The following is a 24,059-nucleotide window of genomic DNA, read 5'->3' as shown; positions in this document are numbered from 1 at the left end:
CATAAAAATCACTAAAAAAGGTTACTATTATGAGAGGCTATAAAATTTTCTCAGGCACCGCAAACATCGAGCTTTCGAAGAAAATTTCGCAATATTTGTCGCTTCCACTCAGTGAAGCTAGCATTAAAAGATTTAGCGATGGCGAGATCAGCGTGCAGATCGGCGAAAGCGTGCGTGGGAAAGATGTTTTTGTCATCCAGCCAACATGTGCCCCAGCAAATATAAATTTAATGGAGCTTCTTATCTTAACTGACGCTTTAAAGCGCAGCAGTGCAAGCTCTATAACAGCGATAGTGCCGTATTTTGGCTATGCTAGACAGGACAGAAAAGCAGCTCCTAGAGTGCCTATCACTGCAAAACTTGTGGCAAATATGATGCAAACAGCAGGCATCGACAGGGTCGTTACTATGGACCTTCACGCAGGACAAATTCAAGGATTTTTCGATATCCCAGTAGATAACCTCTATGGTAGCATCATCTTTAACGACTACGTAAAAGCTAAAAATTTACCAAATCCAGTCGTCGCAAGCCCAGATGTAGGCGGTGTGGCTCGTGCTAGAGCCTTGGCAAAAAATCTAAATTTATTAGATATGGTCATCGTTGATAAGCGCCGCGAGAAAGCAAACGAGAGCGAAGTGATGAACGTGATCGGCGATGTGAAAGGCAAAGATGTGATCTTGGTTGATGATATGATCGACACCGCTGGCACCATCGTAAAAGCAGCTGAGATTTTCAAAGAGCGTGGCGCAACTAGCGTAATGGCGTTTTGCACGCACCCAGTGCTTAGCGGACCAGCCTATGATAGACTAAAACTTGGCTTTTTAGATGAGCTAGTGGTGACTGATACGATCCCATTAAAAGAAGAACTCCCTTGTATAAAAGTGCTAAGCACAGCTTCACTCTTTGGCGAAGTGATACGCCGTGTTTATCACAACGAAAGCGTAAATAGCTTATTTTAATAACCATTGCAGGCTAAAGCGTTAGCCTGCTAAATTTATCCGTTTTGGCTGATTGATATTTATCTTTTGGGTTAAATTTCTAGCCCAAAAGACTTAAAATCCTGCTTGTAACAAGCCTAGCTTCGAAGTCAAATAAACAAAAATCACAATGAAATCTCGCCGCTAAATTTCTACATGCTAGCTACTAAAATTTAAATAAGCCGTAATTAAGGTGCAGTGCCGATCAGATCCGCGTTGGAGCTGCGACAAATGCCGTCAGGATCGCACAAAAATGGATCGCGATGCAGGAGTAGTTTGCACTAAATTAATTGCGATTTTGCACCTAAATTTTAAGGAAAAAACTATAAAATACCCCCTTTTTAAATTTCACAAAAAGGGTTTTTATTGCGTAAAATATTCGAGAAAATTTTGCTTGCAAGCAACAGTTTCACGCTTTTTCCAGTAGTCTTTGGACTTTTAGGTGCGATCGTGCTTTTCATCATCGCAAGTTATGATGTCGGCAAGGTGCTTTTAGAGGTTTATAAATATTTCTTCGCTGCAGATTTTCACGTTGAAAATTTCCACTCAGAAGTCGTTGGTGAGATAGTTGGAGCGATCGATCTATACTTGATGGCGCTTGTTCTTTATATATTTAGCTTCGGAATTTACGAGCTTTTCATCTCAGAGATCACACAGCTAAAGCAGTCAAAGCAGAGCAAGGTGCTTGAAGTGCATTCACTTGATGAGCTAAAAGACAAGCTTGGCAAAGTGATCGTCATGGTCTTAATCGTAAATTTCTTCCAAAGAGTGCTTCACGCAAACTTCACAACTCCGCTTGAGATGGCCTATCTTGCAGCTTCTATCCTTGCACTTTGCCTTGGACTTTACTTCCTTCACAAGGGCGAACACTAAAATTTTAAGCGTTTTTACGCTTAAAATTTCTCCTACATCTTTTCTTTAGCTATTTTTGGATAATATCCATTTAAAAATTTAAAGGAAATTTGATGATTTTCATAGACGCTTGCCTTAAAAAACCGACCCCATACACGCCTGTTTGGATGATGCGCCAAGCTGGCAGATATCTGCCAGAATATATGGCTGTAAGAGCTAAAGCAGGGGATTTTTTGTCACTTTGTAAAGACTATAAAAAGGCTAGCGAGGTCACGCTTCAGCCAGTTGAAATCCTTGGCGTTGATGCGGCGATTTTGTTTAGCGATATCCTTGTCGTGCCTCTTGAAATGGGCATGGATCTGCGCTTTGAAAAGGGCGAGGGACCAGTTTTTACAAAGCCTTTGCGTGATGAGGCCGCACTTGATGCGCTTAGCATCGAAAGATCAGTTAAAAGCTTAGCATACGTCTATGACACGATCAAGCTTACAAGAGAAAATTTAGCCAAAGATAAGGCGCTCATTGGTTTTTGCGGAGCACCTTGGACGATAGCTACATATATGATAGAGGGTGGCGGCAGCAAAAACTATGCGGTCTGCAAAAAAATGCTCTATGAAAACCCAGAATTTTTACATCAAATTTTAGAAAAAGTGACGCAAGCGCTCATTCTTTACGTCAAAGAGCAGATAAAAGCTGGCGTAAATGCCGTGCAAATTTTTGACAGCTGGGCGGCTGCACTTGAAGAGCAGGCATATTTTGAGTTTGGATTTAACTACATAAACAAGATAGTTGATAGCGTAAAGGCTGAATTTCCAGAGATCCCAGTCATAGTTTTCCCAAAAGGTATAAGCGGCTATTTAGATAAAATTTCAGGCAAATTTGATGTTTTTGGCGTTGATTGGAGTACGCCGATCGAGCTAGCAAAAGAAAAACTTAGCCCAAGATACGTCCTTCAGGGCAATATGGAGCCAACAAGGCTATATAGCAAAAAGGCGATTGATGAGGGCGTGGATAAAATTTTAAGCACGATGAAAGGCGCACCGCACATTTTCAACCTTGGTCACGGGATCTTGCCTGATGTGCCAGTTGAAAACGCAAAATATTTCATAAAAGAGGTTCAAAGAAAAAGTGCAAGATAGCACTATTGTCTTTGGGCCGATAAATTCTCGCCGTTTTGGCATGAGTCTTGGCGTCGATCTAAGCCCAAAGCAAAAATCATGCAATTTTGACTGCGTTTATTGCGAGCTAAATGGCGCAAAGCCGGTTGAAGAGATAGAAAATCCGCCAAGCGTTAATGAGATCATAAGCGCTTTAAAAGAGGCCTTAAAAATTCATCAAAACATCGATGTCATCACGCTTACAGCAAATGGCGAGCCAACTCTTTATCCGCACTTAAAAGAGCTGATAGTAAAAGTAAATGAGATAAAGGGCAAGGCAAAAACTCTTATCTTAAGCAATGGCACAGGTGCGAGTGATCAAAAAAATTGTGAAGCCTTGCAAGGGCTTGATATAGTGAAATTTAGCCTTGATAGCGCCGTGCAAAGAACATTTAAAAAGATAGACCGCAACAAAAGTGGCATAGAAGTAAATGAACTTATAAAAGCAATGGCTAAATTTCGCAAGGAATTTAAAGGCGAGCTTGTACTTGAAATTTTGGTCGTGGCTGGATTTAACGACAAAGAAGAGGAATTTATAGCGCTTAATGAGGCCATAAACGAAATAGCTCCGCACCGAGTGGATGTGGGCACGATAGATCGCCCGCCAGCTTACAACGTAAAAGGCGTTGATGCTAGCAGGCTTGAAGAGCTAGCAAGCAAGATAAATGGCGTGCCAGTTACCATAGCTAGGGCTCACAAGATAGAGCAAAAGTATGAATTTAGCAAGAGTGAAATTTTAGCCATGCTAGAGCGACGTCCGCAAACTGCGGCAAATGTAGAAGAAAATTTCTCAGAGCACTCAAAGCAAATTTTAAACAAGCTCTTGCAAGATGGCGCGGTTTATCAAACTGACGTTGCTGGCGTTAAATTTTATAAATTAAGATGATAGATGAAGCGAATTTTAACTATACAAGACATCTCGTGCGTGGGTAAATGCTCGCTCACCGTCGCACTTCCCATAATCAGCGCCCAAGGCATCGAGGCGTGCATCTTGCCAACGGCACTGCTCTCAACTCACACTGGCTTTAAAAATTTCACTTTTCGTGATCTAACTGATGAATTTGACGCTATAACGCAGGTTTGGCACAAAGAGGGCATCAGTTTTGATGGAATTTACACTGGATTTTTAGGTAGTTTTAGGCAGCTTGAGCTTATAGAGAAGGTCTTTGCTGAATTTGACAGCAGCTCTTTGCTAAGGCTTGTGGATCCTTGCATGGGTGATAATGGCAAGCTTTATCACGGCTTTGATGAGAAATTTGTGGCAAAGATGAGGGAACTTTGCACAAAGGCTCACGTCATCACGCCAAACATAACTGAGGCAAGTTTTATGTGCGGCAAGCCATTTTTGAGCGAGGGATATGGTGAGGATTACATTTTAGAGCTGCTTGATGGCTTGGCTAGTTTTGGTGCGCGAAAGATCGTTTTAAAGGGCATTAGGTATAGGCAAAATGAGTGTGGCATCATAGCATATGACGCAAAGACGAAAGAAAAAGTGGAGTACTTTCACGAATATTTGCCATTTCATGCAAGTGGCACTGGAGATATCTTCGCTTCAGTGCTTTTTGGCTCGCTCATAAATGGCGAAAGCATGCAAAATGCTATCAAAAAGGCAGCAAATTTTGTGCTTGAGAGCATCAAGATCACGCTAAAAGATGATAATCGCACAAAATATGGTGTGCAGTTTGAAAAATTGCTTAGAAATTTTTAGCACTTTATGACAGGGAGTGATTTAAATTTGTGTCATTATAACCTCACAAAGTGACATAGTTAAAACAAAATTTCAGATTTATTTAAATTAATTTTACTTTTATATAAAAAGTTGAATAATTACGTAAATATTGATCAAGGAGTGATTTATGAAATCAATAAGGACTAAGATTTCTGTTATTTTGACAGCTGTGATCGTGCTGCTACTAGTTGGTGTTAGTATCATTAGTTACAACATAGCTCGCAATCTATATACAGAAAAAGTTGTGAAAGATGAGCTGCCACTAGCTGTCTCTAACGTTGCAGGTGAGATCGGCTACGCTATAGATAAGGTCATCAACACCTCTTATCAGATGACCAAAAACGACTATCTTCTAAAGTGGATCGACGAGGGCGAACCAAAGGACGGATTGGCAACGCTTTTTAACTATAACACCGACCTTATGAAGGCGTTTAATCTCTCAACGGCGATGTTTGTCTCTGACAGAACACTAAATTACTACACAAACGACAAAATTTTAAAGCAGCTTAGCAAGGACAATCCACGTGATAGTTGGTATTTTGACGTTAAAAACGGCAAAGAGATAAATTCTCTAAACATCCAAGTCTCAGAAGCTACTGGCTCGCTAACACTTTATGTAAATAGCAAGGTTGAAAAAGACGGCAAATTTTATGGCGTCAGCGCGATAGGTATGAACCTTGATGACATCGTAAATTTAGTCACTTCAAAAACCATGGGCGAGGGCAGTAAATTCCTAATGGTTGATTCAAGTGGTATCGTAAAGATAGAAAAGAGCGACAGGGTCGGCAAAGTAAATGTAAAAGACGTCCTTGGCAAAGAGAAATTTGATGTCTTGATGAATAAAAATGGCGGCGTCATTCATCACTTTAACGGCACGAGAAATTTGATAATTGGCTCAAAATATATCCCTAGCCTTGATTGGTACCTCTTTGGCGAGATGGACGAGGATGTGCTTTTAAAAGATTTGCATACGCTATTTTACTCAGCTATCGGCGTTATCTTAGCAGCGATCATCATCTCTGTGATAGTGTCACTTCTAATGTCTTCTTACCTCCTAAAAATCATCCTCAAACTAAAAACAGGCCTACTATCTTTCTTTGATCTACTAAATCACAAGACAAACAAAGCACAGCCTATAGAGATAACATCTAAAGATGAATTTGGCCAAATGGCAGAGCTAATAAACAAAAACACAAAGGCCATTGAAGATGGTATGAAAGATCAAAGTATCTTCATCCAAAAAGCCAACACCTTTGTAAATGAGATAAAAGATGGCAACTATGAAGCAAGCTTAGAAGCAGATACTAATAACCCAGCTCTAAATCAACTAAAAAATACATTTAAAGACCTACAGCTTGCTTTAAAAGAAGCAATATCAAGTAATGGTAAAGATGTACTTGATCTACTAAACACCTATAAAAACCAAGACTTTACAAAAAGACTTGATGATGATGGTAAGATAGCAAGTGGTATAAACTCTCTAGGCATAGAAATCTCTAAAATGCTAAATGACAATCTAAACCAAGCACAAGTACTAGAAGAAAAAGCTAAACTTCTAGCTGAATCAGTATCAAAAGTAGCTAGCTCAGCAAACACTCAAGCAAATAGCTTGCAAGAAAGTGCTGCTGCAGTAGAGCAAATGTCTAGCTCAATGAATGCCATATCTCAAAAGACAGCTGATGTTATAAGACAAAGTGATGAGATCAAAAACATCATAACTATCATTAGAGATATAGCAGATCAAACAAACCTACTAGCTCTTAATGCTGCAATAGAAGCAGCACGTGCAGGAGAGCATGGTAGAGGGTTTGCAGTTGTTGCTGATGAAGTTAGAAAACTAGCAGAAAGAACTCAAAAATCTCTTGGTGAGATAGAAGCAAATACAAATGTCCTAGCTCAATCAATAAATGAGATGAGTGAATCAATCAAAGAGCAAAGTGAAGGCATCAATATGATAAATCAATCAGTTGCTCAAATAGATCACCTAACAAAAGAAAATGTTGTAATTGCAAACCAAGCAAACGAAGTAACATCAGAAGTAGATGAGATGGCTAAAGCCATAGTTGAAGAGGTTAGGAAGAAGAAATTCTAGCTTTTTTATCCAAAGGGGGACAAGGGGACTTGAATTACGAAGCCGTCCCCTTATCCCCCTTTAAATCCCCTAAACCCCTCGCACGTTAGAGGTGCATGCGATAGCGCTTTGCGCCGCATGCGGTTTTGTTAAATTCCAGCAAATTTTAAAATTTCATGAATGAGTAATTTCGGCTCTAAAATTTGAGCTAAGCGATAAGCGAAGCCAAATTTTAGTAGTCAATTCTTGCGAGTGAATGGAATTTTAAAATTTGCTTTGAGATGTAAATTTATCAAAAGGGAGACAAAGGGACTCGAGTTACAGTCTGCTTGCAGTTGCGAGCCTGCGAAGTAAAAGAGCTCCCTTCCCCCTTAACGATCCCCTAACCCCTACACGTTAGAGGTGGCATGCGATAGTGCTGGCGCACTGCATGTGGTTTAAAACTATAGTAAATTTCAGATATGTTTGCTTATAAATTTTTAAAATTTGCCTAGCTTTCTTTAGTATGCTAAATGTGCTTATATTGTTTAAATTATTAATTGTATTTATACGTTATATGGCTTTTTGTTTGGATTTTAGAATTGTCAAAATTTATAAATTTCTCTAGCCCCAAGTGAGACCAAACAGGGCTAGGAAATTTTATTATTTTTTAGCTACAAGAGCGTTTTTTAGCACATCATCGATCGTATCAACGGCGATGATCTTCATATCAGCTTTTACTTCGGCTGGGATATCGACAAGGTCACGGTCATAGTTTTTACGAGGTATCAGAGCTGTTTTGATGCCAGCTTTGTGAGCGGCGATCAGCTTCTCTTTTAGTCCTCCGATAGGTAAAACTCTACCAGTTAGTGTGATCTCGCCAGTCATTGCGATGTCGTGTTTGACTTTTGTATCAGTTAGTATCGATGCGATCGCAGTTGCCATCGTGATACCAGCGCTTGGACCATCTTTTGGCACCGCACCTTCTGGCACGTGTAAGTGAAGGTCATAGCGTCTATAAACGTCGCTGGCTTCGAGCTTGTGCTTGTCGTCGTCAAATTTTGGCACGATAGCCATCGGCACTTTTAGCTTTTTGTTGTCTATCAGCACTTTTACGACGCTAAATGCGATCTGAGCGCTCTCTTTCATCACGTCGCCTAGCTGGCCGGTGATCTGCATATTGCCTTTGCCTTGGATCCTGATAGCCTCGATCCTTAGCACGTCGCCACCGACACTCGTCCACGCAAGGCCATTTACCAAGCCGATCTGGTCTTTCTTGTCAGCTGGCTCGATCTCATAGACCTTTTTCTCTAAAAACTCTTTTAAATTTTTAGCCGTGACGCTGATTTTGCCTTCATTCTTTTTGGTAAGGATGTTTTTGGCGACTTTTCTTAGTATATCAGCGATCCTGCGGCGTAAATTTCGCACACCACTCTCTCTTGTGTAGTCGCTGATGATTAGCTCAAGCGCCTCTTTACTGATGCTCACATCACTTGGTTTTAGCCCGTGCTTTTTAAGCTCTTGAGGCAAGAGATATTTTTTAGCGATCTCAAATTTCTCTTGTGGGGTGTATGAGCTAAGCTCGATAAACTCCATCCTGTCACGAAGTGCAGCTGGTATCATGCTCACGTCATTTGCTGTGGCGATGAAGATGATCTTGCTAAGATCAATGTTGAAATTTAGGTAATAGTCTCTAAATTTATTATTTTGCTCTGGGTCTAAAATCTCAAGTAAAACAGCAGTCGGGTCGCCTCTGTAGCTTCTGCCAACTTTGTCAATCTCGTCTAAAACAACCACTGGATTCATCTGCTTGGCTTCTATGAGCCCTTGCACGATGCGGCCTGGCATAGCGCCTATATAGGTGCGGCGGTGGCCTCTTAGCTCGTTTACGTCCTCAAGTCCGCCAAGAGCGATCCTGACTAGCTCACGCTTTAGCGCCTTTGCGATCGAGTTTGCAAGGCTTGTTTTACCCACGCCTGGGGGTCCTGCAAAGCATAAAATGGCGCCGTTATTTACCTTTTCACCAACACCTCTAAGCTCCAAAAGCTCACGCAAGGCAAAATACTCCTCTATGCGCTCTTTTGGCTTTTCTAAGCTGTAGTGATCGGCATTTAGGTGCTTGCTCACTTCGGCGATAGATGACTTTTTCTTAGTTACATTCTCAAATGGAATTTCAAGTACCCAGTCAAGGTAGCTTTGCAAGGTGTTCGCGTCTGCTGAGTCTGGGTGCATGCGAGAGAGCTTATCTATTTGTTTTTTGATCTCTTTATAGGCGTCCTCAGCCATAAATTTCTTCTTCGCATCAAGCTTTTTGCGGTACTCCTCAAGCTCCTCTTCACGGCTCGTATCCGCTCCAAGCTCAGCTTGAATTTGCTTTAGCTGCTCTTTTAAAAAGTACTCTTTGTTTGTCTTGTCGATCTTTGAATGAACCTTATTTTTGATCTCTTTTTGAAGCTTGTTTGCCTCGATCTCTTCGATGACGTAGTCGATGAGCTTTAGTAGGCGCTGCTCTAAATTTTCTTCGACAAAAAAGCTATAAGCGATCTGTTTTTTTAGGCGAAGCGCGCTTGAGACTAGGTCGCAAACTCTGATCGCCTCAGCACTCTCTTCGATCGTCTTTAAAAGATCAGGCGGGAAAAAGTGGCTAAACTGCGAAAGTTCTCTTACTTTTTCTCTTAAAACTACGATGAGAGCGTCAGTTTTGACCTGTGATGGGCGCTTTACGTGGAGCATATCGACGATGCCACGGAGTGGGTTTATGCCTGATTGTTTTAAAATTTTACCCTTGTCGATGCCCTGAAATAGCACTTTTACGCGTCCGTCAGGTAGCGGCACACGGCGCATTATCGTGCCGATCACGCCTGCATCATAGATGCCGTCAAAGTCTCTAGCGCCGTCTTGCTGGGGCTTTGTAGGCACGACAAGGATCGGCGTTTCTCCTTGTATGGCAAGCTCAAGCGCTTTTAAATTTTCTTCGTCGCTTAAAAAAAGCGGTGTTATCATAAATGGATATAAAAATAGCTCGTCCTCAACTATGATAGGTATCTCAGTTGGGAAGCCTTTGTTTTCGTTTATTTGCAAAATTTCTCCTATTCAAACAGTTTTCTATACCATGCCACGTCAGGTTTGATAAGGTCTGAGTTTTTAAACGGCGACTCTTCTAGCTTTTGCTCGTAAATTTTAGCCGAAACGTCACGGCCAGTTCTCTTGTAAAGATCTGCTATTTGCATGTCTAAGAAGTAAAGGGCTAGCTTAAATTTGATAAGCATGGTCTCAATAAGCGGCTTATACTCGGTATTTGGATACATATAAAGAAATTTCTCGATTTCAGTTACGCTATCCTCCATTAGCTTTTGGTTGCGGTTTGGCTGGGTAAATGAGTCAAAATTTGCTTTTATCTTTAGATATTGAGCAAATTCTGTTTTTGGGCCGTTATCGCCGTATCTTTTGATGTATTCATCAAGATAGTGATTTGCCATGAGATACTCTTCGTCATTTGCGTGAGCTTGGGCAAGGATGAGTAAAATTTGCTCCAAAAGCGGGCTTGCAACGTGCTCGCTAGCCATTGAAACGTAGTGTTTATCAGCTGACTCCAGATCGCCATCTTTTATGTCAGCGATAACTTGAGCGTACCACTCGTCTGGAGTTAGATTGTAAAGTTCGGTGTATTTTTCAGCACAACCACTAAAAAGCCCTAAAAGAGCTACAACTGCTAGAAATTTAGAAAATTTTTTCATGCTTTTCCTTAAAAATTTTAAATTCGCTTATTTTACATTTTTTGGCATTATTTTTGTATAAATTTTTTAAAACTATGCTAAAATAAGGCAATTTTACAAAACAGGAGTTAGTATGATTTTTAGTGTTAAAAGCCCTATTTTAGGCTTTGAGCATATCAAGACGATGGAACTGATTGAGCTCGATAAATTTTTTGTTAAGCTAGCAAGCAAAGATGACGAAACATCTTTTACAATGATAAATCCTTTTGCGTTAAGAAGTTATGAATTTGACATCCCAAGCTACTATGAAGAGCTTATGGACATTAAAGAGAGTTCGCAACTTAGAATTTACAACATCATCGTAGTTGCCCTCCCTCTTGAGAAATCAACCGTGAATTTCGTGGCTCCTATTGTTTGCAATATGGACAATATGACTTTATCTCAAGTAGTGCTTGACGTTACAAAGTATCCACAATACGGACAAGCTGAAATGATAGAAAATTTCATACAAAAGTAAGTCGCAGGGAAGCTTTTTAAAAACAATCCTTGGTTTTCTTTCGTATCAAGGAGATTACAATGAAAACTATATGTCTTCTTCTCTTTATTATTACATTTAGCTGGTGTGCGCCTAGGGAATGCACATCAGACGAAGCAAAGTCTATCGGTTGTAAAATTACTAAACCTTATATTGAAAATGACACGAAGGTACAGTATTTATGCTTTATAGATGCCGAAGAGTATGTTGATGGTTCTTCTAAAAATATCCCTCACTGCATAACGACCTATCCTAGAACTTGGACAGTAGATACAAAACCTTTCCCTCTTTTTTCTTCGCTAGCGCAAGATCACTTTCATGGTTATATTTCAAACGGATTTAAGTCATTAAAAACTGCTGTTGATGACCATTCTTCATTAGGGCTAAAACAAAGAGTTATAAATGGCAAGCTAAATACAAGAGTAAATGGCGATATGGCAACCATCGGTGCTACTGTTATGATTCAACGAGATGGTGAATATGACTTTGATCCTATCCCAGATAACAACAAATCATCGGTTTATTCTGAAAAAATTTTTAAAAATGATGGTGGCTTTAGTGTTAGTAACTATACGCAGTGTCAAAGTGATTTTGTTTATAATCCAAATAAACTTAGTTGTTGCCAAAACTCGGCATCATCTACATTCGACTTTAGTGAAAAAAACGATCATGTACAAAAATATCTAACTGGGAAAAACGTGGTCTACGCCAGGCTTTACTGGGGTGGCTCCATCTATCAAAACTGGAAATTTAAAAATGAAGTAGCGTCAGATTTTATATCAAACGCACTGAATTTTATAAAAGGATATAGCAGGATAGACTTTAAAGTCCCTGGCAAAGAACAAGCCATAACGATAGACGCTAGACCAGAAGATATCTTTTGGACAGGTTCATTTAGTGAGTATCAGCCAAAGTCAATGACTTTAGAAGCATACGATGGAAAGCCAAATGAGCACCACAAAACGGCCGTAAAAGCTGGCATAAACTACGTATATGTTGCAAGTGCTGATGTAACAAAGATCGTTCAAGATAGTCTTGGAACAACAAAAGAGGAGAGAACTTTTTATGCTGGAAACATCAGAGCTACGACCACCCCTATTAAATACGATTTGCTGGAAGATAGTGATAGGTATTTTCAAAGAAGCAATGGTGAACAAGTTGATTTAGGAGGTGTATGGGGTTCATTATTATTTTCGCCAGTTAATGGACATAAATATGGTGGATATTGGATGCAGACAAATCCAGCACAATATGCTGGTTGGAGCTTGGTTATCATCTATAATTTTGACGATGAAACTGCCAGAGAAAATAATATAGAGCCAAAGATGGTTAGTATATTTGACGGTCTTGAAAAGCTTGCTCCAGAGTGGCTTACAAATTATGAACTTGAGCATGGGGCTTCTAAACCAAAAACATCTATCGTAGAAATTAAATTTAACAATCTTAATAATCCAAAACATGGGGATATAAACGCAACACTTACGATGCTTTCTTTTGGCGCTAAAAGGGAGGTTGTAGGTGATGATATAGAGATAAAACATAAAGGTGTTTTTAAAAGTGTAACTAGCAAATATAATGAAAAAGGCAATCAGTTTAACTCAACTATGACAAAATTTGGAAAGCTTATAAATCCCGATAAGTTTTTTAATAACCAAATTGACCTAGATATATTTGATATCTCAAATTTTATAGAAAATAAAGATCCAGCAGTCCAGATGCGTTTTGCAGTTGCATCGACCTTGTTAAATAAGGGCGGAATTAAAATAGTAAATGCTGATCGTCCAAATTTAACATTAGTTGGTTTTTCTAGTCGTATGTATAGACCAGAAGTTTGCTATGTAGAGGATTTGTATTATAAAGAGCCTGGTAAAAGCGGGTTTGTAAAAGCAGATAAAATTAAGATAATGGACAAAGGAGTGTTAAAAAAAGAGATAATAGAGGCAAAAGGCATAAAAAAAGAGACTATATTAAAATTTATTGTAAAAATAATGAATAAATCAACAAATGAAGATGCTGAAAATTTTGTGCTAAAAACCATTATAGATCCGAGCCAAAAATATGAGCCAAACTCAACGAACATAGTTAAGACAACGACAGCGTCTAATTATTCTGATGGTATGCCTGGACAAAAGCATGATGCGGATAATGTTGGCTTACAACGACTTAGTGGCAATAGTCTGACTTTCTTTTTGGGACAAGGCGCTATGTCAAATAGAGGTGGTACTATCAAGAAAAATGAAGATAATTATGCCTACGTTATATATAAAACCAAACTCGAAAATAATTTTAAAGAAAATAGCTACAAAACAACTATTACAAGCACAAATCCTGCTATAAATTTAGATCCTTATGACACATATATTAAAAAATGCCAACCTTACGATTTTAATATAACACTAGAAGGAGAAGATAAGCCAAATGACTTCGTGCCAAGTAGCAAGCCAGATGATGGCACAGGTGCTTTTAAAAACAGACTTTTAACCCAGATAGTCTCAAAGCCATTTGATATCTATATCACAAACTACGGAGAGGACGGCAAAAAAAGAGCGCCACACTCTCCAGTAGATGTAAAGGTGGAGTTGGTCACATCATGCGATGCCACATCAAATTTATATGAAAAAAATATAAATTTTAGTGAAGATATGATTACAAATAAAAAAAATGAGATCTTACTAAAAGATATCAAAGTAGATAAGGCTTATAGCACTCTTAAATTTAGAATTTCTCATCCTAATCCTAAGAAAAAAACAGATCCTACAGCACCAGATAAAATCACAGCATGTGAAAATTTAGATGACTTTGCCGTTAGACCAAGCCACTTTAGACTCTGGGACAATGAGGCAGGTGCTATTATGAGTACTTCAACAAAGTCTTTTACGGGCGGCGAGACATATAATGACGCCATTTCGCTTGCTGCTATGAAGCCAAACGATAGTGATCTAGCAAGAGGCTATGCAAATAGCCTACTTGCAAGCCTTGTAGCTAAAAATGGTAACGTCTGTAATGCCATTTTAGATAGCAAAAACAGACTAAATGTAAATTTTACAGAGGCAAGCGGAGGGCTTGGCAAGATCACACGTAGCGCAAATAGCAATGATGGCTTTTCATACTCAGATATAGGCGATACAACTTTTTATGTAGTAGATAGCAGTTATACTTCAGTAGATCAGCACATTTCTCCAAGAGGTGATGACTGCGTGAAAAAATACAAAAAACCAGTGTTTGATCCAAACAACCCAGCAGATGATCCAGATGGTATCGGCAGGGTTAGCTGTGATATCGAGCTCAAAAAAGAAGGCAATGTCACATTTCAGTTTATCCCAGAAGATATGCAAATAAGTAATTTAAAAATCATAAAAGACGATGCCGTGACCTATCTTGACAATGACGGCATACAAAAAGTAAAACTTTGTTTTGATGTGACTGCAAAACTATCTGATACATTAAAAAATTTGCATCCAGAGCTTTATGGTGACTATAGATATTTAGATGAAAAATATCTACCTGCAAAGTTTTATGTCGATGCTTGCTATGCAAATGAGGCTAATTTTGAGCTAAAACTGCATAAAGTCCCTTTAAATTTCACAGATAACAACGGCAATGCTGGCACACTTGAAAAGGCAAATGAAGAAATTTTATTTTTTGAAGTTCTTGGATCAAACACTAAAAAATTAACTGATCCTAACGCTAAAAAAGGTATGTTTTATATTAAAAAAAGTGCATTTGAAGAAGGCAAAGCTAGCGCTGAGGTCTTTTTTAACTTTGCTAGAAAAGTAAATCACGCTAAAAATCCTTTTACGGTATCTAGCGATGATTTTAGTCTTGATAATTTAGATACGATCATAAATTCTAAGTCTTATAAATATGAATCTCCAGCCAAAAAAACATCGGCAAATTTCTACTATGGCAGGGTCTATGCGCCTTACTACGAGGGTCCAGCAGATGGATTTTTTGCCAAAATTTATTATGGTGCATATTGTGATGATTGCGACAAAGCTACATACTTAACAAGCGGTACTGGTATATGGCAAGCTTTTCCAGCGGCTACTTCATGGTATGTAAATCCTTCACATAAAGTAGGAGTGCTTAAATTTGATGATTTTAGCTTTTCTAATAATACAGTTTTAGGAAATAATGTAAGTGCTGTAAATAATGGTGAACAACTAATTTTCGTAAGCAACCAAAAGCCAGTTAAAGACATAGCAAAGATGCATGCAAATATGTGTCTAATATATAATGAATTTAATAAAGATGCTACAACAAATGATTTTACATTAAAATTTCTAGTGCCAGATGGCAACTGGGCTGGTAAGACGCTAAAAGAAGGCTCAGAAAAGGGCGATGTCGGAAATGTAGTGGGCGCAGAGGGAAATTTCAAAGACCTAAGCAAGAAGACAAATAGGAGAATTTCTTGGTAGATTCTAGCCATTTTTTTGCAGATTTTAAATTTCAAAAAATAAGCGTACATTTAGAACCAAAAAGATATACTTGCCCACTATGGCAAGATGCCACTATGTTAGTTACATTACGGAGATTGTAATTTGAAAATTCTTTTTTTATTCATATTTTCTTTTATCTATGTTTTTGGTGATGCTGATCCTGATGAGCTTGAGTTGCCTGCTACTGTTAGAAAGTGTACTACTGTTGAGGAGGCGGCTTGCGGTGCTAGTTTTATTTGTAGGATTGATTATGATGGCATTAGACACTGTGTAGGTGGATCTCAGGAAGTAGGACCAGTCTATCCGAAAAAGCCAGAAGTGATTAATGGTGGTTCAATAAGCCTAAGTGGATACAGGGATGTAAGCTATTATAAAAACCTAAACAATAGCAACCAAATGAACGGAAAAGATAAATTTGTAAGAATTATCGGAGATATGGATGTTGTTGGTGCTAGTGTTGTTATGCCAAGAGTGAGTGGCTTTGGTTTTGAACCATCACTAAATGGTACAAAGGACGATCCTAGTGCAAATACTTCACAAGTAATAGAAAAAATATATATAAATGAAGAACCTGGTCTTGGCACAAGTAAATTTCCAAATTCATCTCGCGCGACTTTTAATTTTGAAGATAAAAGCGAATTTGAAAGAACAAATATAGATAAAACTAAGATCATATATGCCAGGCTTTTCTGGGGCGGTGCAGTTTATGACGACTGGAAAAAAAGTAGTGGCTTACTGAATGCCATGTATGAGAATATTTTTGGTTATTCAAGTGTTAGATTTAAAACTCCTGATGGCTTAGTCCATGTTATAAAGGCTGAAGAGGGTGATATCAAATGGGATGCATCATTTACTCCGTATAATCCAAACACTGTAACACGTGATACATATTATAAATATTGTAAAAATCCGAACGACCCTGATGATACTGGTGGTTGTGATGCAAAATATACTATACCACTTCATCTTGATGATAAAGGTAATGCTGCAAAATCAACCGTTGGTGTAAGAAGTGGTATGTACTTTACTTATCAGGCGAGCGCTGACGTTACCGATCTAGTAAGGGCTAGTCTTGGTAAAACTAAAGAAGGTAGGACGTTTGCAGTTGGAGGTATAGCATCAACTATCAAAAAAACTACTCCAAGAAGCTATAAAGTAACGATAGATGCGCAAGAGCAAGACGCAAAGGTGGCTCATGGTACAGCTTTGTATGCTGATGGTGACTGGAGTATTAGCTATGTTGCATCCCAGTATGGCGGCTGGAGTCTAGTTATAGTTTATGACTTTAAAGAAGAAGGGGAGTTGAAATTGCCGCCAAAAACGGTAAATATCTATAGGGGTATGTCAAATATCTCGCCTCTTGTAAAAAGAAAAAAATCAACTTCAACACAAACTACTCAAAATACTTTATTGGATTTAACCTTTGATGACCTTTTTACACCGACTACAGGAACTGTAAAATCAACTCTGGCTTTTATGGGCTTTGGCGGACGTAAAGAGCTTAAAGGGGAAGATATAAGAATAAAAAAAGGCGATAATTTTCAGAGTGTTTTTAGGACACCATCTTCACCAGAAGATAATTTGCCAAACTATGGAAATTTAAAACACAATCAATTTGATTCATCTATAACAAGATTTGGTAAGCTTGCTAATGATAAGAAGAAATTTAATGCGATGATGGATCTAGATATCTTTGATGTATCAAATTTTGTGGGTAATAAACTAAAAAAAATAAACATGCAGTTTGAGACGGTTGCTTTAAATACTGGTGGAGATACTCAGGGTGATAGACTAAATCTTGGCATGGTTGCCTTTTCAACTGAGCTTTATGATCCTAAGGTTTGCTATAGTGAGATATTGCAAGTACTTGATGCTAAGACAAATGTTTGGAAAGATGTTGCCATAAAAGGAGCCAGTGCCAAAGAGAATGAAGGTAAGGCAAAAACAGCAAAAACTGGAGATAAGTTAAAAACCATAGTAACCATACAAAATAATGGCAACGAAGATGCAGAAGAAACTTTTTTAAAGATAAAATTTGATCCTAAATTTATAAGCTATGAACAAAATTCAAGTTGTTTACTTGTAAACACTACTAACCCAAAAGCAGTTGACTGCAATCCTTTTAATGATAAAGATAAGAGAGTGGAAATAAATCAAAAAGAACATAGCCTCGAGTACGTAATAGGTGATGGTGCAGATGTAAAGAAAGGTGGTAGGCTTAAAGCAAACCATGAAAACTATGCTAGGCTGAGATTTATAGGTGTATTAAATTCTGAATATAAAAAGACAGAATATAGTGTAAGGTTTAAAAATAGCTCAATAGGCTTAAATTACAACGGTAAGATAAAAGAGTGCGATCCTATTGCATATGATCTAAAAGTTTTAAATGAAGAAGAAAATGACTTTTACCCAAGAAGTAGAAAAGATGATCCAAGCGGAAATTTTAAAAATAAGCTTTACACAAAGATAGCAAACAAGCCTTTTGATATAACTATCTCAAACTATAAAAAGACCGATGGTACACTAAAAGCACCAGACTCGGATACTGATGTGACATTAAAGCTAGTGACTGATTGTAGTTCTGATAAATCAGTCATACCAGCTGAGACTTTGCACTTTACTACTTCAACTCACACTATCACAAGAAGAGTGACCGTGCCAAGACCATATCCTGACTTACATGTAAAGCTTAGCTATCAAAATAAAATCACAAATTTAACCGATGAAAAATGTGCTGCTTTTGATAGTTTTGCAGTAAGGCCAGCAACATTTGGTCTTTATGATGCGATTACAAATTCAGCCTATACGGACAAAACTTTAATAGGTGGCAAAAGCTACAGTGAGATCACTCTTGGAGCTTATGACGCAAATGGAGGCTTGGCAAACGGCTATACAAACACCTTAAAAGCTGATAGCACAACTGACAAAGTACTACTTGCTTCAGTAAAAAAAGGAACAAGTGATTGCATCTTGCCAACAGCTATAAGTGACGGAAGTAGCGATCAGCTTCAAGTAAGTTTTAATGATCCTGATAAAGCTATAGGGATTATAAGCAAGCTTGGATCTACAAGCGATGATGATAGTGGATTTTCTTTTTCTGATATAGGTGAAGCGTACTTTGATGTAAGGGATGCTAGCTATACAAAAGTAGATCAAAAAGCGACACAGCAAGACAGTGACTGCGCACTTGGCAAGAGTTATAATGAAGAGGATGGGGATGGTAAATTTGGTTGTGATATAAATTTTAATCAGCATAAATTTAATTTTGCGCCAAAGGATCTTGAGGTAAGCGACTTTAAGATATTAGGGGGTGGTGTTAGTTATATTGCAAATGAAAAAGAAGCCCCATCTCCAACTTTAAGTTTTAAAGTAAGAGCAAGACTTTTTAATGACAATCCAGCACTTCTTTACCAAAATGGTTGCTATGCAAACAATACAACATTTAAAATAAAAGCCGGAGAGATCATAGCTGAATATACTGATAATAGTGGCTCAAAGTTAAGCAGTGATGCTGCTGGGGTAGACAAGCTAAATAGTGAAATAATATTTTTTGATGATAGCAATCCTGCCGCACTTGTAAAAAAGGTAAATTTATCTCCACATGATGGAGCTTATAGTGTTAAGAAAGAGGCATTTGGAAGTGACGGCTATGCTGATGTAAGTCTAAAATTTAACTTCACGCGCGAAAAAAATGTAGCCAAAAATCCTTTTGAGGTGACAAGTGATGTATTCACTTTTGAAAGCTTGGCTGAGGAACAAAGTAGTAGAAATAAAACAAAGGGAGATAACTACAAAAAGCCAACTACAAAAACATCGGCGAAATTTTACTATGCTAGGACATATGCACCTTACTATGAGGGGCCAAACACTGGCTTTAAGGCGAAAATTTACTACGGAGTGTATTGCAATGGCTGCGACGAGAGTAAATTTATGTTGCAAAAGCCAGGATCAAGCGCTCGCTGGGAGGAGTTTGCAGGTACGCACTCATGGTATGTAAATCCTCTTCACGATGCTAGTTACGGCAATGTAGATAGATACGAATTTTCAAATCACACTATGCGAGATACAACCAAAGAGACGGCGCTTAGCGATGGCATAAGTTATATTTACGTAAAAAATAACCGAGCAGTTACAGATATAGCTAAGATGAAGACAGAAAACTGGCTCATATATAATGAATTTGATAAAGATGCAACGACAAATGATTTTACGCTGAAATTTCTCGTGCCAAATGGCGACTGGGCTGGCAAGACCCTAAAAAGTGGCTCTAACAAAGGTGACGTAGGAAATGTCATAGGCGGCGAAAATAACTTCAACGATCTAAGCGATAAGACAAATAGGAGAATTTCTTGGTAAAAAGAGGCTTTTCTCTTATAGAGCTTATCCTCTCGATAGTCGTTGTAGCGATCATCAGCACGTCGATACCGCTTGTACTAAAGACCACATCTGAGCTAAATCAAAAGGCGGTTACGCAAGAGAGCTTGATGAATGCTAAGACCTACATGGGGCTTATCTTGAAAGCTCCTTTTAGTAATAGGATCATAAAAATCTCAAACGTTAGTGCTAGCGCTGAGACGGCTTACTTTTTTCCTATCATATTAAAGCCAGGTGATAAAAGAAACGAATTTTATAAGATAAATAAAATAACAGGCGACGGACATAGAGTTTTTGCCTATACAAACTCACCAGATCTAGCGCCTGATACGGCCGTGAGGTCTGTGGATTATTACAAAACAAAAAATAAAAATTTAAACACGGCAAATCAAAGCAGAGACTATATAGTTGGCTCAGACTATGAAGTAAGAGTTAGCGATGATAAGGGCTGGTTTAAGCCAAATTTGGCGCTAGATAACAGCGACGTAAAAGAGATAATTGTAACTGCTACTTCATACAAAAATGATACAAAACAAGAGACGACATCAGTGCTAAGAGCCTACGCTTTTAACCTAGGTGAGGGCGGCTCGCTAAATACGAAAGCGTGGAAATGAAAAGAGCTTTTACTCTTCTTGAACTTGTAGTCGTCATCGTCGTGCTTGGTATCATCGCTATGATGAGCTTTAACGCCATAATGAACATCTACTCAAACTACTTTCAAACAAAGACTGTAAATGAGCTCGAGACGCAAACGGAGATCGCACTGGAGCAAATTTCAAAGAGGCTAGAGCACCGCATAAAGCCAAGCGTGATCGCTAGAAAAACTGATGGAGCTTTTTTGGCGCTAAATGATAGTGGGGTAAATTTAGATGCTAAGTATGAAATTTTAGAATTTATCCCCTATGCGTATGAAATTTTTAACGATGTGCCTTCTGGTAATAAAGCAGGCAGATATAGTGGCTACGTAGATCTTGCTAAGAGCTCACCAGCAACTGGTCTTATAAGTCCTGGAAGCAATTTTTCTACCGAAGTTGTTGAAACTATAAAAGATCTAACTTGTAGGGAAGATACAAATGCTACTTGTGTGGATTTCGCAAAAAAAGATGGTGGCGTTGTAGCGATATTTTCTGATGTTTATTACAATGTGCAAAGCTCTTTTGGCTATAGCAACGGAACTGTGCCTGTCAGTCTAGACATAGCAAAAGTTGGTGTAAAAGGCGGTCAAAGTGGGTTAAACGGCGATACGCTAGAAATTTCAGGATTTGATGGCAAACAAATTTCAGAGCAGTATCATCTAGCCTACACAGCAAATGCCATAGTGCCAGAGCAAAGCGCTGATCCAAAAGATACAGCAAACGGCGTCTTTGATCTAAATTTATACTACGACTATCGTCCATGGATGGGAGAAAAATATAAACAAAATGGCGAAAAAGCAACCCTCGCCAAAAATGTTACGAGGTTTGTCTTTACTGAAAAAAATGGCGTCATCGTGCTAAAACTTTGCATGAGGGCAAAAAACTCAGAGATAACCATCTGTAAGTCAAAGGCGGTTTATTGATGAGGCGAGGATTTACGCTCATTGCAGCGATATTTTTTGTGGTGATCGCAAGCTCTATTTGTATGCTAGCTCTTTCGATAGCTAGCACTTCAGTTAAGCAAAATAGTGAAATTTATCTAAGAGAGCAAAGCGAGCTAGTAGCCCGCGCAGCGACAGAATACGCCATGCTAGCTATCATAAGCAATGACTTTAGCACCACTTGCCTAGGGAACCAAAGTGAAAATGCAAGTGAAGATAATCCAATAAGTGGCGAATTTGGTGATCTCTTTACCTTTAAAGTATATGTAAAATACTTTGGCGATATGGGCATTTGCTCCGGTGACGCAGTGGCTGCTACTGGAGCAAATCAAGGCACAATAATGCTTGATGTCTTTGTCAGCTCAAAACCAGGAAAAGCCTCAAATCCTATAAATTTTCACAAACGAACTCTTCAGAAACTTTAAAATTTTATAAAGATTTTACTTTAATTTGCTTTTAGTTTCGTCGTGTTATAATCATCTCACTTTCTATAAAGGAGATTGCGATGAACATAAGCATTGTAGGAAAACAATTTGAGCTAACAGAGCCCATCAAAAACTACATCCAAGACGCTTTTGACACCCTTGGCAAGTACAACCTTGACATCATCTCAGCAAGATGCGTAGTAGGAGCGGATGAAAAGCAAGGTAAAAAGGGCTTTAATGCAGAATTTTCTCTAAATATGGCTCACAAAGACACGATAGTCGTTCGCCAAAAAGATAAAGATCTCTATGCGGCGATAGATCTTGCTATCGAAAAGGCTTCAAAAGTTTTAAGAAGAGAGCACGATAAGAAATTTACAGTAAAAGGCAAGGCTGATGATAAAGAATTTCGCTCGAGAATAGGCGAAGAAAAGATCGAAGGTGTCGAAGAGATCGTGCCTATGGAGCTTGAAATTTACAAACCTCTTGAGGTAGAAGAAGCACTTGATAAACTAAAATCAAGCGATAAACAATTTTACGTATTTAACGACGTTGATGCCAAAATGCGAGTCATCTACAAAAGAACAGACGGAACTTTTGGTCTTTACTAAAACATAGGGGCGCTTTGCCCCTAAATTATTTTTAATATAAATTTTATAATCTTTAGTTATTTAAGCTATTTTTAAATGATTGCTAACTATAATACGACTTCTTTTAAATGTTCCGGATTAGCTCAGCGGTAGAGTAGGTGACTGTTAATCACTTGGTCGCTGGTTCGAACCCAGCATCCGGAGCCATTTATCTTCAAAAAGCCTTTTAAAACCCCGATTTTAATGATGTTTCAAGAACTTTAAGTTTTCTTATTTTTTGTATTTTTCCCCTTTATTTCCCCTCAGTTTTATTGCTATTTCAAAGTATATCATTTTGCTTTGTTATCAAAATATGATTATATGTTCGGCTTTTGGCGAAGTTAAAATAATTTCTTCATTCATCCTAGCTTCATTTAAGACTTTTATAATGCGCTCATCCAAACAAATATTTGGAAATCAAAAATAAAAGGATCAAAAATGAAAAAGGTACTAGGCGCAGCAGTTTTAGCAGCAGTTTTAGGAGCGACAGGTTTGCAAGCAGCCATCACATCAAAAGAGGCTTTAAACATAGCTGAGAAAAACTTTCCAGGCTCAAGCGTCAAAGATATTGAGATGAACGTCAAAAAGGGCGTGATTTTTTACAAGATAGAGTCATTTAAAGACGGCGTCAAACAAGAGATCAAGATCGATGCTAACAGCGGTCAGATCGTTAAAGTAGAGAATAAAAATAAAAAACATATCTTGCCGATCGAAGCGGTAGATTTTTCAAAATTTGCTCTTAGCATCGACGAGGCTGTGACTAAAGCTCAAGCGCTTGAGGCTGGCTGGAGCCTTGATGAGGCAGAGCTTGATAATAAAAATGGTGCTTGGATATACAAAGTAGAGCTTAAGCGCGACAGGAGCGAGAAAAAAGTGATCATAAACGCTCAAAATGGTGAGATAATCGGCAACTACACAAAGTGATCTAGCGCCCTTTTTGGGCGTTAAATTTTTGTAAAGGTGAAAAAGATGAGTGAAAATTTAGAGAAAAATTTAAACGATAAAGTTGGCGAGCAGGTTTTGGAGAAAAATTTAAACGAAAATTTTAGCCAAAGCGCGAGAGAAAATTTAAGTAAAAATGCCGAGGCTAGTGCTAATAAAAATAGTTGCGAAAATTTAGGAGAGAGCGAGCAAATGCCTGAAAATTTAAATAAAAATTCAAGCCAAGCAGCTCCAAAATGCAAAGCTCAAAATTTCTTTAAAAATGCGCTTGAGCTTTCGCTTCAAGGTGCAGCGGATTTGCTTATCTACACTGGCAAGGCTGGAGTTTGGCTATCAAACGCTTCAAACTGCCTAAAAAACGAGGCGCAAAGGGCGGAGCTATCAAAGATAAATGAAGAGCAGGCCAAATTTGAAGGGCTGGCTCACATCTTGCCAGAAAGAGTTAAAGAGCTCATTTTAGAGCGCCTAAAAACAAAGCCAGAAGAGGTGGAATTTTCGCCGATCTATCTAGCGAAAAAACAAAGTTTTGGTACGCTTGGAGCGGAGTATTTTTATGACGCAAGGGCTAAATTTAACGGCTTTTTATATGATTTTAAGATAGGCGCAGCAAATGGCGAAATTTTAAATCTAAAAATAAAAAGCCAAATTTGATAAAATAGCTGGC

The 24,059-nt window shown here is 38.4% G+C and carries 17 protein-coding genes, 1 tRNA gene and 2 pseudogenes; 18 read left to right on the top strand and 2 right to left on the bottom strand.

Translation table 11 applies throughout. The features are described from left to right. The first annotated feature begins 29 nt into the window (after window positions 1-29). From F3G91_RS03160 to F3G91_RS10695, 8 genes and pseudogenes are all read left to right on the top strand, one after another. Window positions 30-959, top strand: a complete 930-nt coding sequence (locus F3G91_RS03160; RefSeq protein ID WP_004317514.1) for a ribose-phosphate pyrophosphokinase — start codon at window positions 30-32, stop codon at window positions 957-959. A gap of 206 nt (window positions 960-1,165) precedes the next feature. Next, window positions 1,166-1,252, top strand: a pseudogene (locus F3G91_RS10410) (hypothetical protein); the annotation flags it as partial. Between the two features lie 91 nt (window positions 1,253-1,343). Next, on the top strand, window positions 1,344-1,850 hold the full coding sequence (locus tag F3G91_RS03155) for a YqhA family protein (RefSeq protein ID WP_148823545.1): 507 nt from the start codon (window positions 1,344-1,346) through the stop codon (window positions 1,848-1,850). Between the two features lie 92 nt (window positions 1,851-1,942). Further along, window positions 1,943-2,965, top strand: coding sequence for a uroporphyrinogen decarboxylase (hemE, locus tag F3G91_RS03150; protein ID WP_149700661.1), 1,023 nt, complete (start codon window positions 1,943-1,945; stop codon window positions 2,963-2,965). Continuing rightward, window positions 2,955-3,869 (top strand): radical SAM protein, encoded by a 915-nt coding sequence (locus F3G91_RS03145; protein ID WP_149700660.1) that lies wholly within the window; start codon window positions 2,955-2,957, stop codon window positions 3,867-3,869. Before hemE ends, F3G91_RS03145 begins: the two co-directional genes overlap by 11 nt. Window positions 3,870-3,872: 3 nt before the next feature. After that, on the top strand, window positions 3,873-4,691 hold the full coding sequence (locus tag F3G91_RS03140) for a pyridoxamine kinase (RefSeq protein WP_149700659.1): 819 nt from the start codon (window positions 3,873-3,875) through the stop codon (window positions 4,689-4,691). Window positions 4,692-4,839: 148 nt separating this feature from the next. After that, a pseudogene (locus F3G91_RS10700) lies at window positions 4,840-5,661 on the top strand (cache domain-containing protein); the annotation flags it as partial. After that, window positions 5,650-6,804 (top strand): methyl-accepting chemotaxis protein, encoded by a 1,155-nt coding sequence (locus tag F3G91_RS10695; protein ID WP_411160729.1) that lies wholly within the window; start codon window positions 5,650-5,652, stop codon window positions 6,802-6,804. The pseudogene F3G91_RS10700 and the gene F3G91_RS10695, both read left to right, overlap by 12 nt. Window positions 6,805-7,425: 621 nt before the next feature. Here the strand turns inward: F3G91_RS10695 and lon are convergent. Both lon and F3G91_RS03125 read right to left on the bottom strand, forming a co-directional pair. Further along, on the bottom strand, window positions 7,426-9,843 hold the full coding sequence (gene lon / locus F3G91_RS03130; protein ID WP_107848218.1) for an endopeptidase La: 2,418 nt from the start codon (window positions 9,841-9,843) through the stop codon (window positions 7,426-7,428). A gap of 8 nt (window positions 9,844-9,851) precedes the next feature. Further along, the gene (locus F3G91_RS03125) at window positions 9,852-10,499 is read right to left on the bottom strand and encodes an outer membrane protein assembly factor BamD (RefSeq protein WP_021084369.1); all 648 of its coding nucleotides are present in this window, start codon (window positions 10,497-10,499) and stop codon (window positions 9,852-9,854) included. A 112-nt stretch (window positions 10,500-10,611) separates the two neighbouring features. Between F3G91_RS03125 and fliW the strand changes: the two genes are divergently transcribed. The 10 genes from fliW to F3G91_RS03075 all read left to right on the top strand — a co-directional run bounded on the left by fliW (window position 10,612) and on the right by F3G91_RS03075 (window position 24,046). After that, the gene (gene fliW / locus F3G91_RS03120; protein WP_012140104.1) at window positions 10,612-10,995 is read left to right on the top strand and encodes a flagellar assembly protein FliW; all 384 of its coding nucleotides are present in this window, start codon (window positions 10,612-10,614) and stop codon (window positions 10,993-10,995) included. A 59-nt stretch (window positions 10,996-11,054) separates the two neighbouring features. Beyond that, window positions 11,055-15,431, top strand: coding sequence for a hypothetical protein (locus F3G91_RS03115; RefSeq protein ID WP_149700657.1), 4,377 nt, complete (start codon window positions 11,055-11,057; stop codon window positions 15,429-15,431). A 123-nt stretch (window positions 15,432-15,554) separates the two neighbouring features. Beyond that, a complete protein-coding gene (locus F3G91_RS03110) occupies window positions 15,555-19,808 on the top strand; it encodes a hypothetical protein (protein WP_149700656.1) in 4,254 nt (1,417 codons plus the stop codon). Beyond that, window positions 19,802-20,440 carry a type II secretion system protein gene (locus F3G91_RS03105; RefSeq protein WP_149700655.1) on the top strand — a complete coding sequence of 213 codons (639 nt, stop codon included), beginning with the start codon at window positions 19,802-19,804 and terminating at the stop codon, window positions 20,438-20,440. The genes F3G91_RS03110 and F3G91_RS03105 overlap by 7 nt, the downstream gene beginning before the upstream one ends. Continuing rightward, a complete protein-coding gene (locus tag F3G91_RS03100) occupies window positions 20,437-21,384 on the top strand; it encodes a prepilin-type N-terminal cleavage/methylation domain-containing protein (RefSeq protein WP_149700654.1) in 948 nt (315 codons plus the stop codon). Before F3G91_RS03105 ends, F3G91_RS03100 begins: the two co-directional genes overlap by 4 nt. Continuing rightward, window positions 21,384-21,827 carry a hypothetical protein gene (locus F3G91_RS03095; RefSeq protein WP_149700653.1) on the top strand — a complete coding sequence of 148 codons (444 nt, stop codon included), beginning with the start codon at window positions 21,384-21,386 and terminating at the stop codon, window positions 21,825-21,827. Before F3G91_RS03100 ends, F3G91_RS03095 begins: the two co-directional genes overlap by 1 nt. Before the next feature lie 80 nt (window positions 21,828-21,907). Further along, window positions 21,908-22,435 carry a ribosome hibernation-promoting factor, HPF/YfiA family gene (gene hpf, locus F3G91_RS03090; protein ID WP_004317788.1) on the top strand — a complete coding sequence of 176 codons (528 nt, stop codon included), beginning with the start codon at window positions 21,908-21,910 and terminating at the stop codon, window positions 22,433-22,435. A gap of 111 nt (window positions 22,436-22,546) precedes the next feature. Next, window positions 22,547-22,621: transfer RNA gene (locus tag F3G91_RS03085), tRNA-Asn, on the top strand. Window positions 22,622-22,891: 270 nt separating this feature from the next. Beyond that, entirely contained in the window at window positions 22,892-23,377 is a 486-nt protein-coding gene (locus tag F3G91_RS03080) for a PepSY domain-containing protein (protein ID WP_149700652.1), read from the top strand. 45 nt (window positions 23,378-23,422) lie between these two features. Continuing rightward, the gene (locus F3G91_RS03075) at window positions 23,423-24,046 is read left to right on the top strand and encodes a hypothetical protein (RefSeq protein ID WP_149700651.1); all 624 of its coding nucleotides are present in this window, start codon (window positions 23,423-23,425) and stop codon (window positions 24,044-24,046) included. Window positions 24,047-24,059 lie beyond the last annotated feature (13 nt).

The organism is Campylobacter concisus (assembly GCF_902460715.1).
GTDB classification, from domain to species: domain Bacteria; phylum Campylobacterota; class Campylobacteria; order Campylobacterales; family Campylobacteraceae; genus Campylobacter_A; species Campylobacter_A concisus_AK.
Note: the sequence above shows the minus strand (reverse complement) of the source record. Positions and strands in the feature narration are given on the sequence as shown.

What these genes read in the sequence shown, in the direction of transcription:
- F3G91_RS03160 (WP_004317514.1), top strand. Translation starts at nt 30, where the DNA reads ATGAGAGGCTATAAAATTTTCTCAGGCACCGCAAACATCGAGCTTTCG.
- hemE (WP_149700661.1), top strand. Translation starts at nt 1,943, where the DNA reads ATGATTTTCATAGACGCTTGCCTTAAAAAACCGACCCCATACACGCCT.
- F3G91_RS03140 (WP_149700659.1), top strand. Translation starts at nt 3,873, where the DNA reads ATGAAGCGAATTTTAACTATACAAGACATCTCGTGCGTGGGTAAATGC.
- F3G91_RS10695 (WP_411160729.1), top strand. Translation starts at nt 5,650, where the DNA reads ATGGACGAGGATGTGCTTTTAAAAGATTTGCATACGCTATTTTACTCA.
- F3G91_RS03125 (WP_021084369.1), bottom strand. Translation starts at nt 10,499, where the DNA reads ATGAAAAAATTTTCTAAATTTCTAGCAGTTGTAGCTCTTTTAGGGCTT.
- fliW (WP_012140104.1), top strand. Translation starts at nt 10,612, where the DNA reads ATGATTTTTAGTGTTAAAAGCCCTATTTTAGGCTTTGAGCATATCAAG.
- F3G91_RS03115 (WP_149700657.1), top strand. Translation starts at nt 11,055, where the DNA reads ATGAAAACTATATGTCTTCTTCTCTTTATTATTACATTTAGCTGGTGT.
- F3G91_RS03100 (WP_149700654.1), top strand. Translation starts at nt 20,437, where the DNA reads ATGAAAAGAGCTTTTACTCTTCTTGAACTTGTAGTCGTCATCGTCGTG.
- F3G91_RS03095 (WP_149700653.1), top strand. Translation starts at nt 21,384, where the DNA reads ATGAGGCGAGGATTTACGCTCATTGCAGCGATATTTTTTGTGGTGATC.
- hpf (WP_004317788.1), top strand. Translation starts at nt 21,908, where the DNA reads ATGAACATAAGCATTGTAGGAAAACAATTTGAGCTAACAGAGCCCATC.
- F3G91_RS03080 (WP_149700652.1), top strand. Translation starts at nt 22,892, where the DNA reads ATGAAAAAGGTACTAGGCGCAGCAGTTTTAGCAGCAGTTTTAGGAGCG.
- F3G91_RS03075 (WP_149700651.1), top strand. Translation starts at nt 23,423, where the DNA reads ATGAGTGAAAATTTAGAGAAAAATTTAAACGATAAAGTTGGCGAGCAG.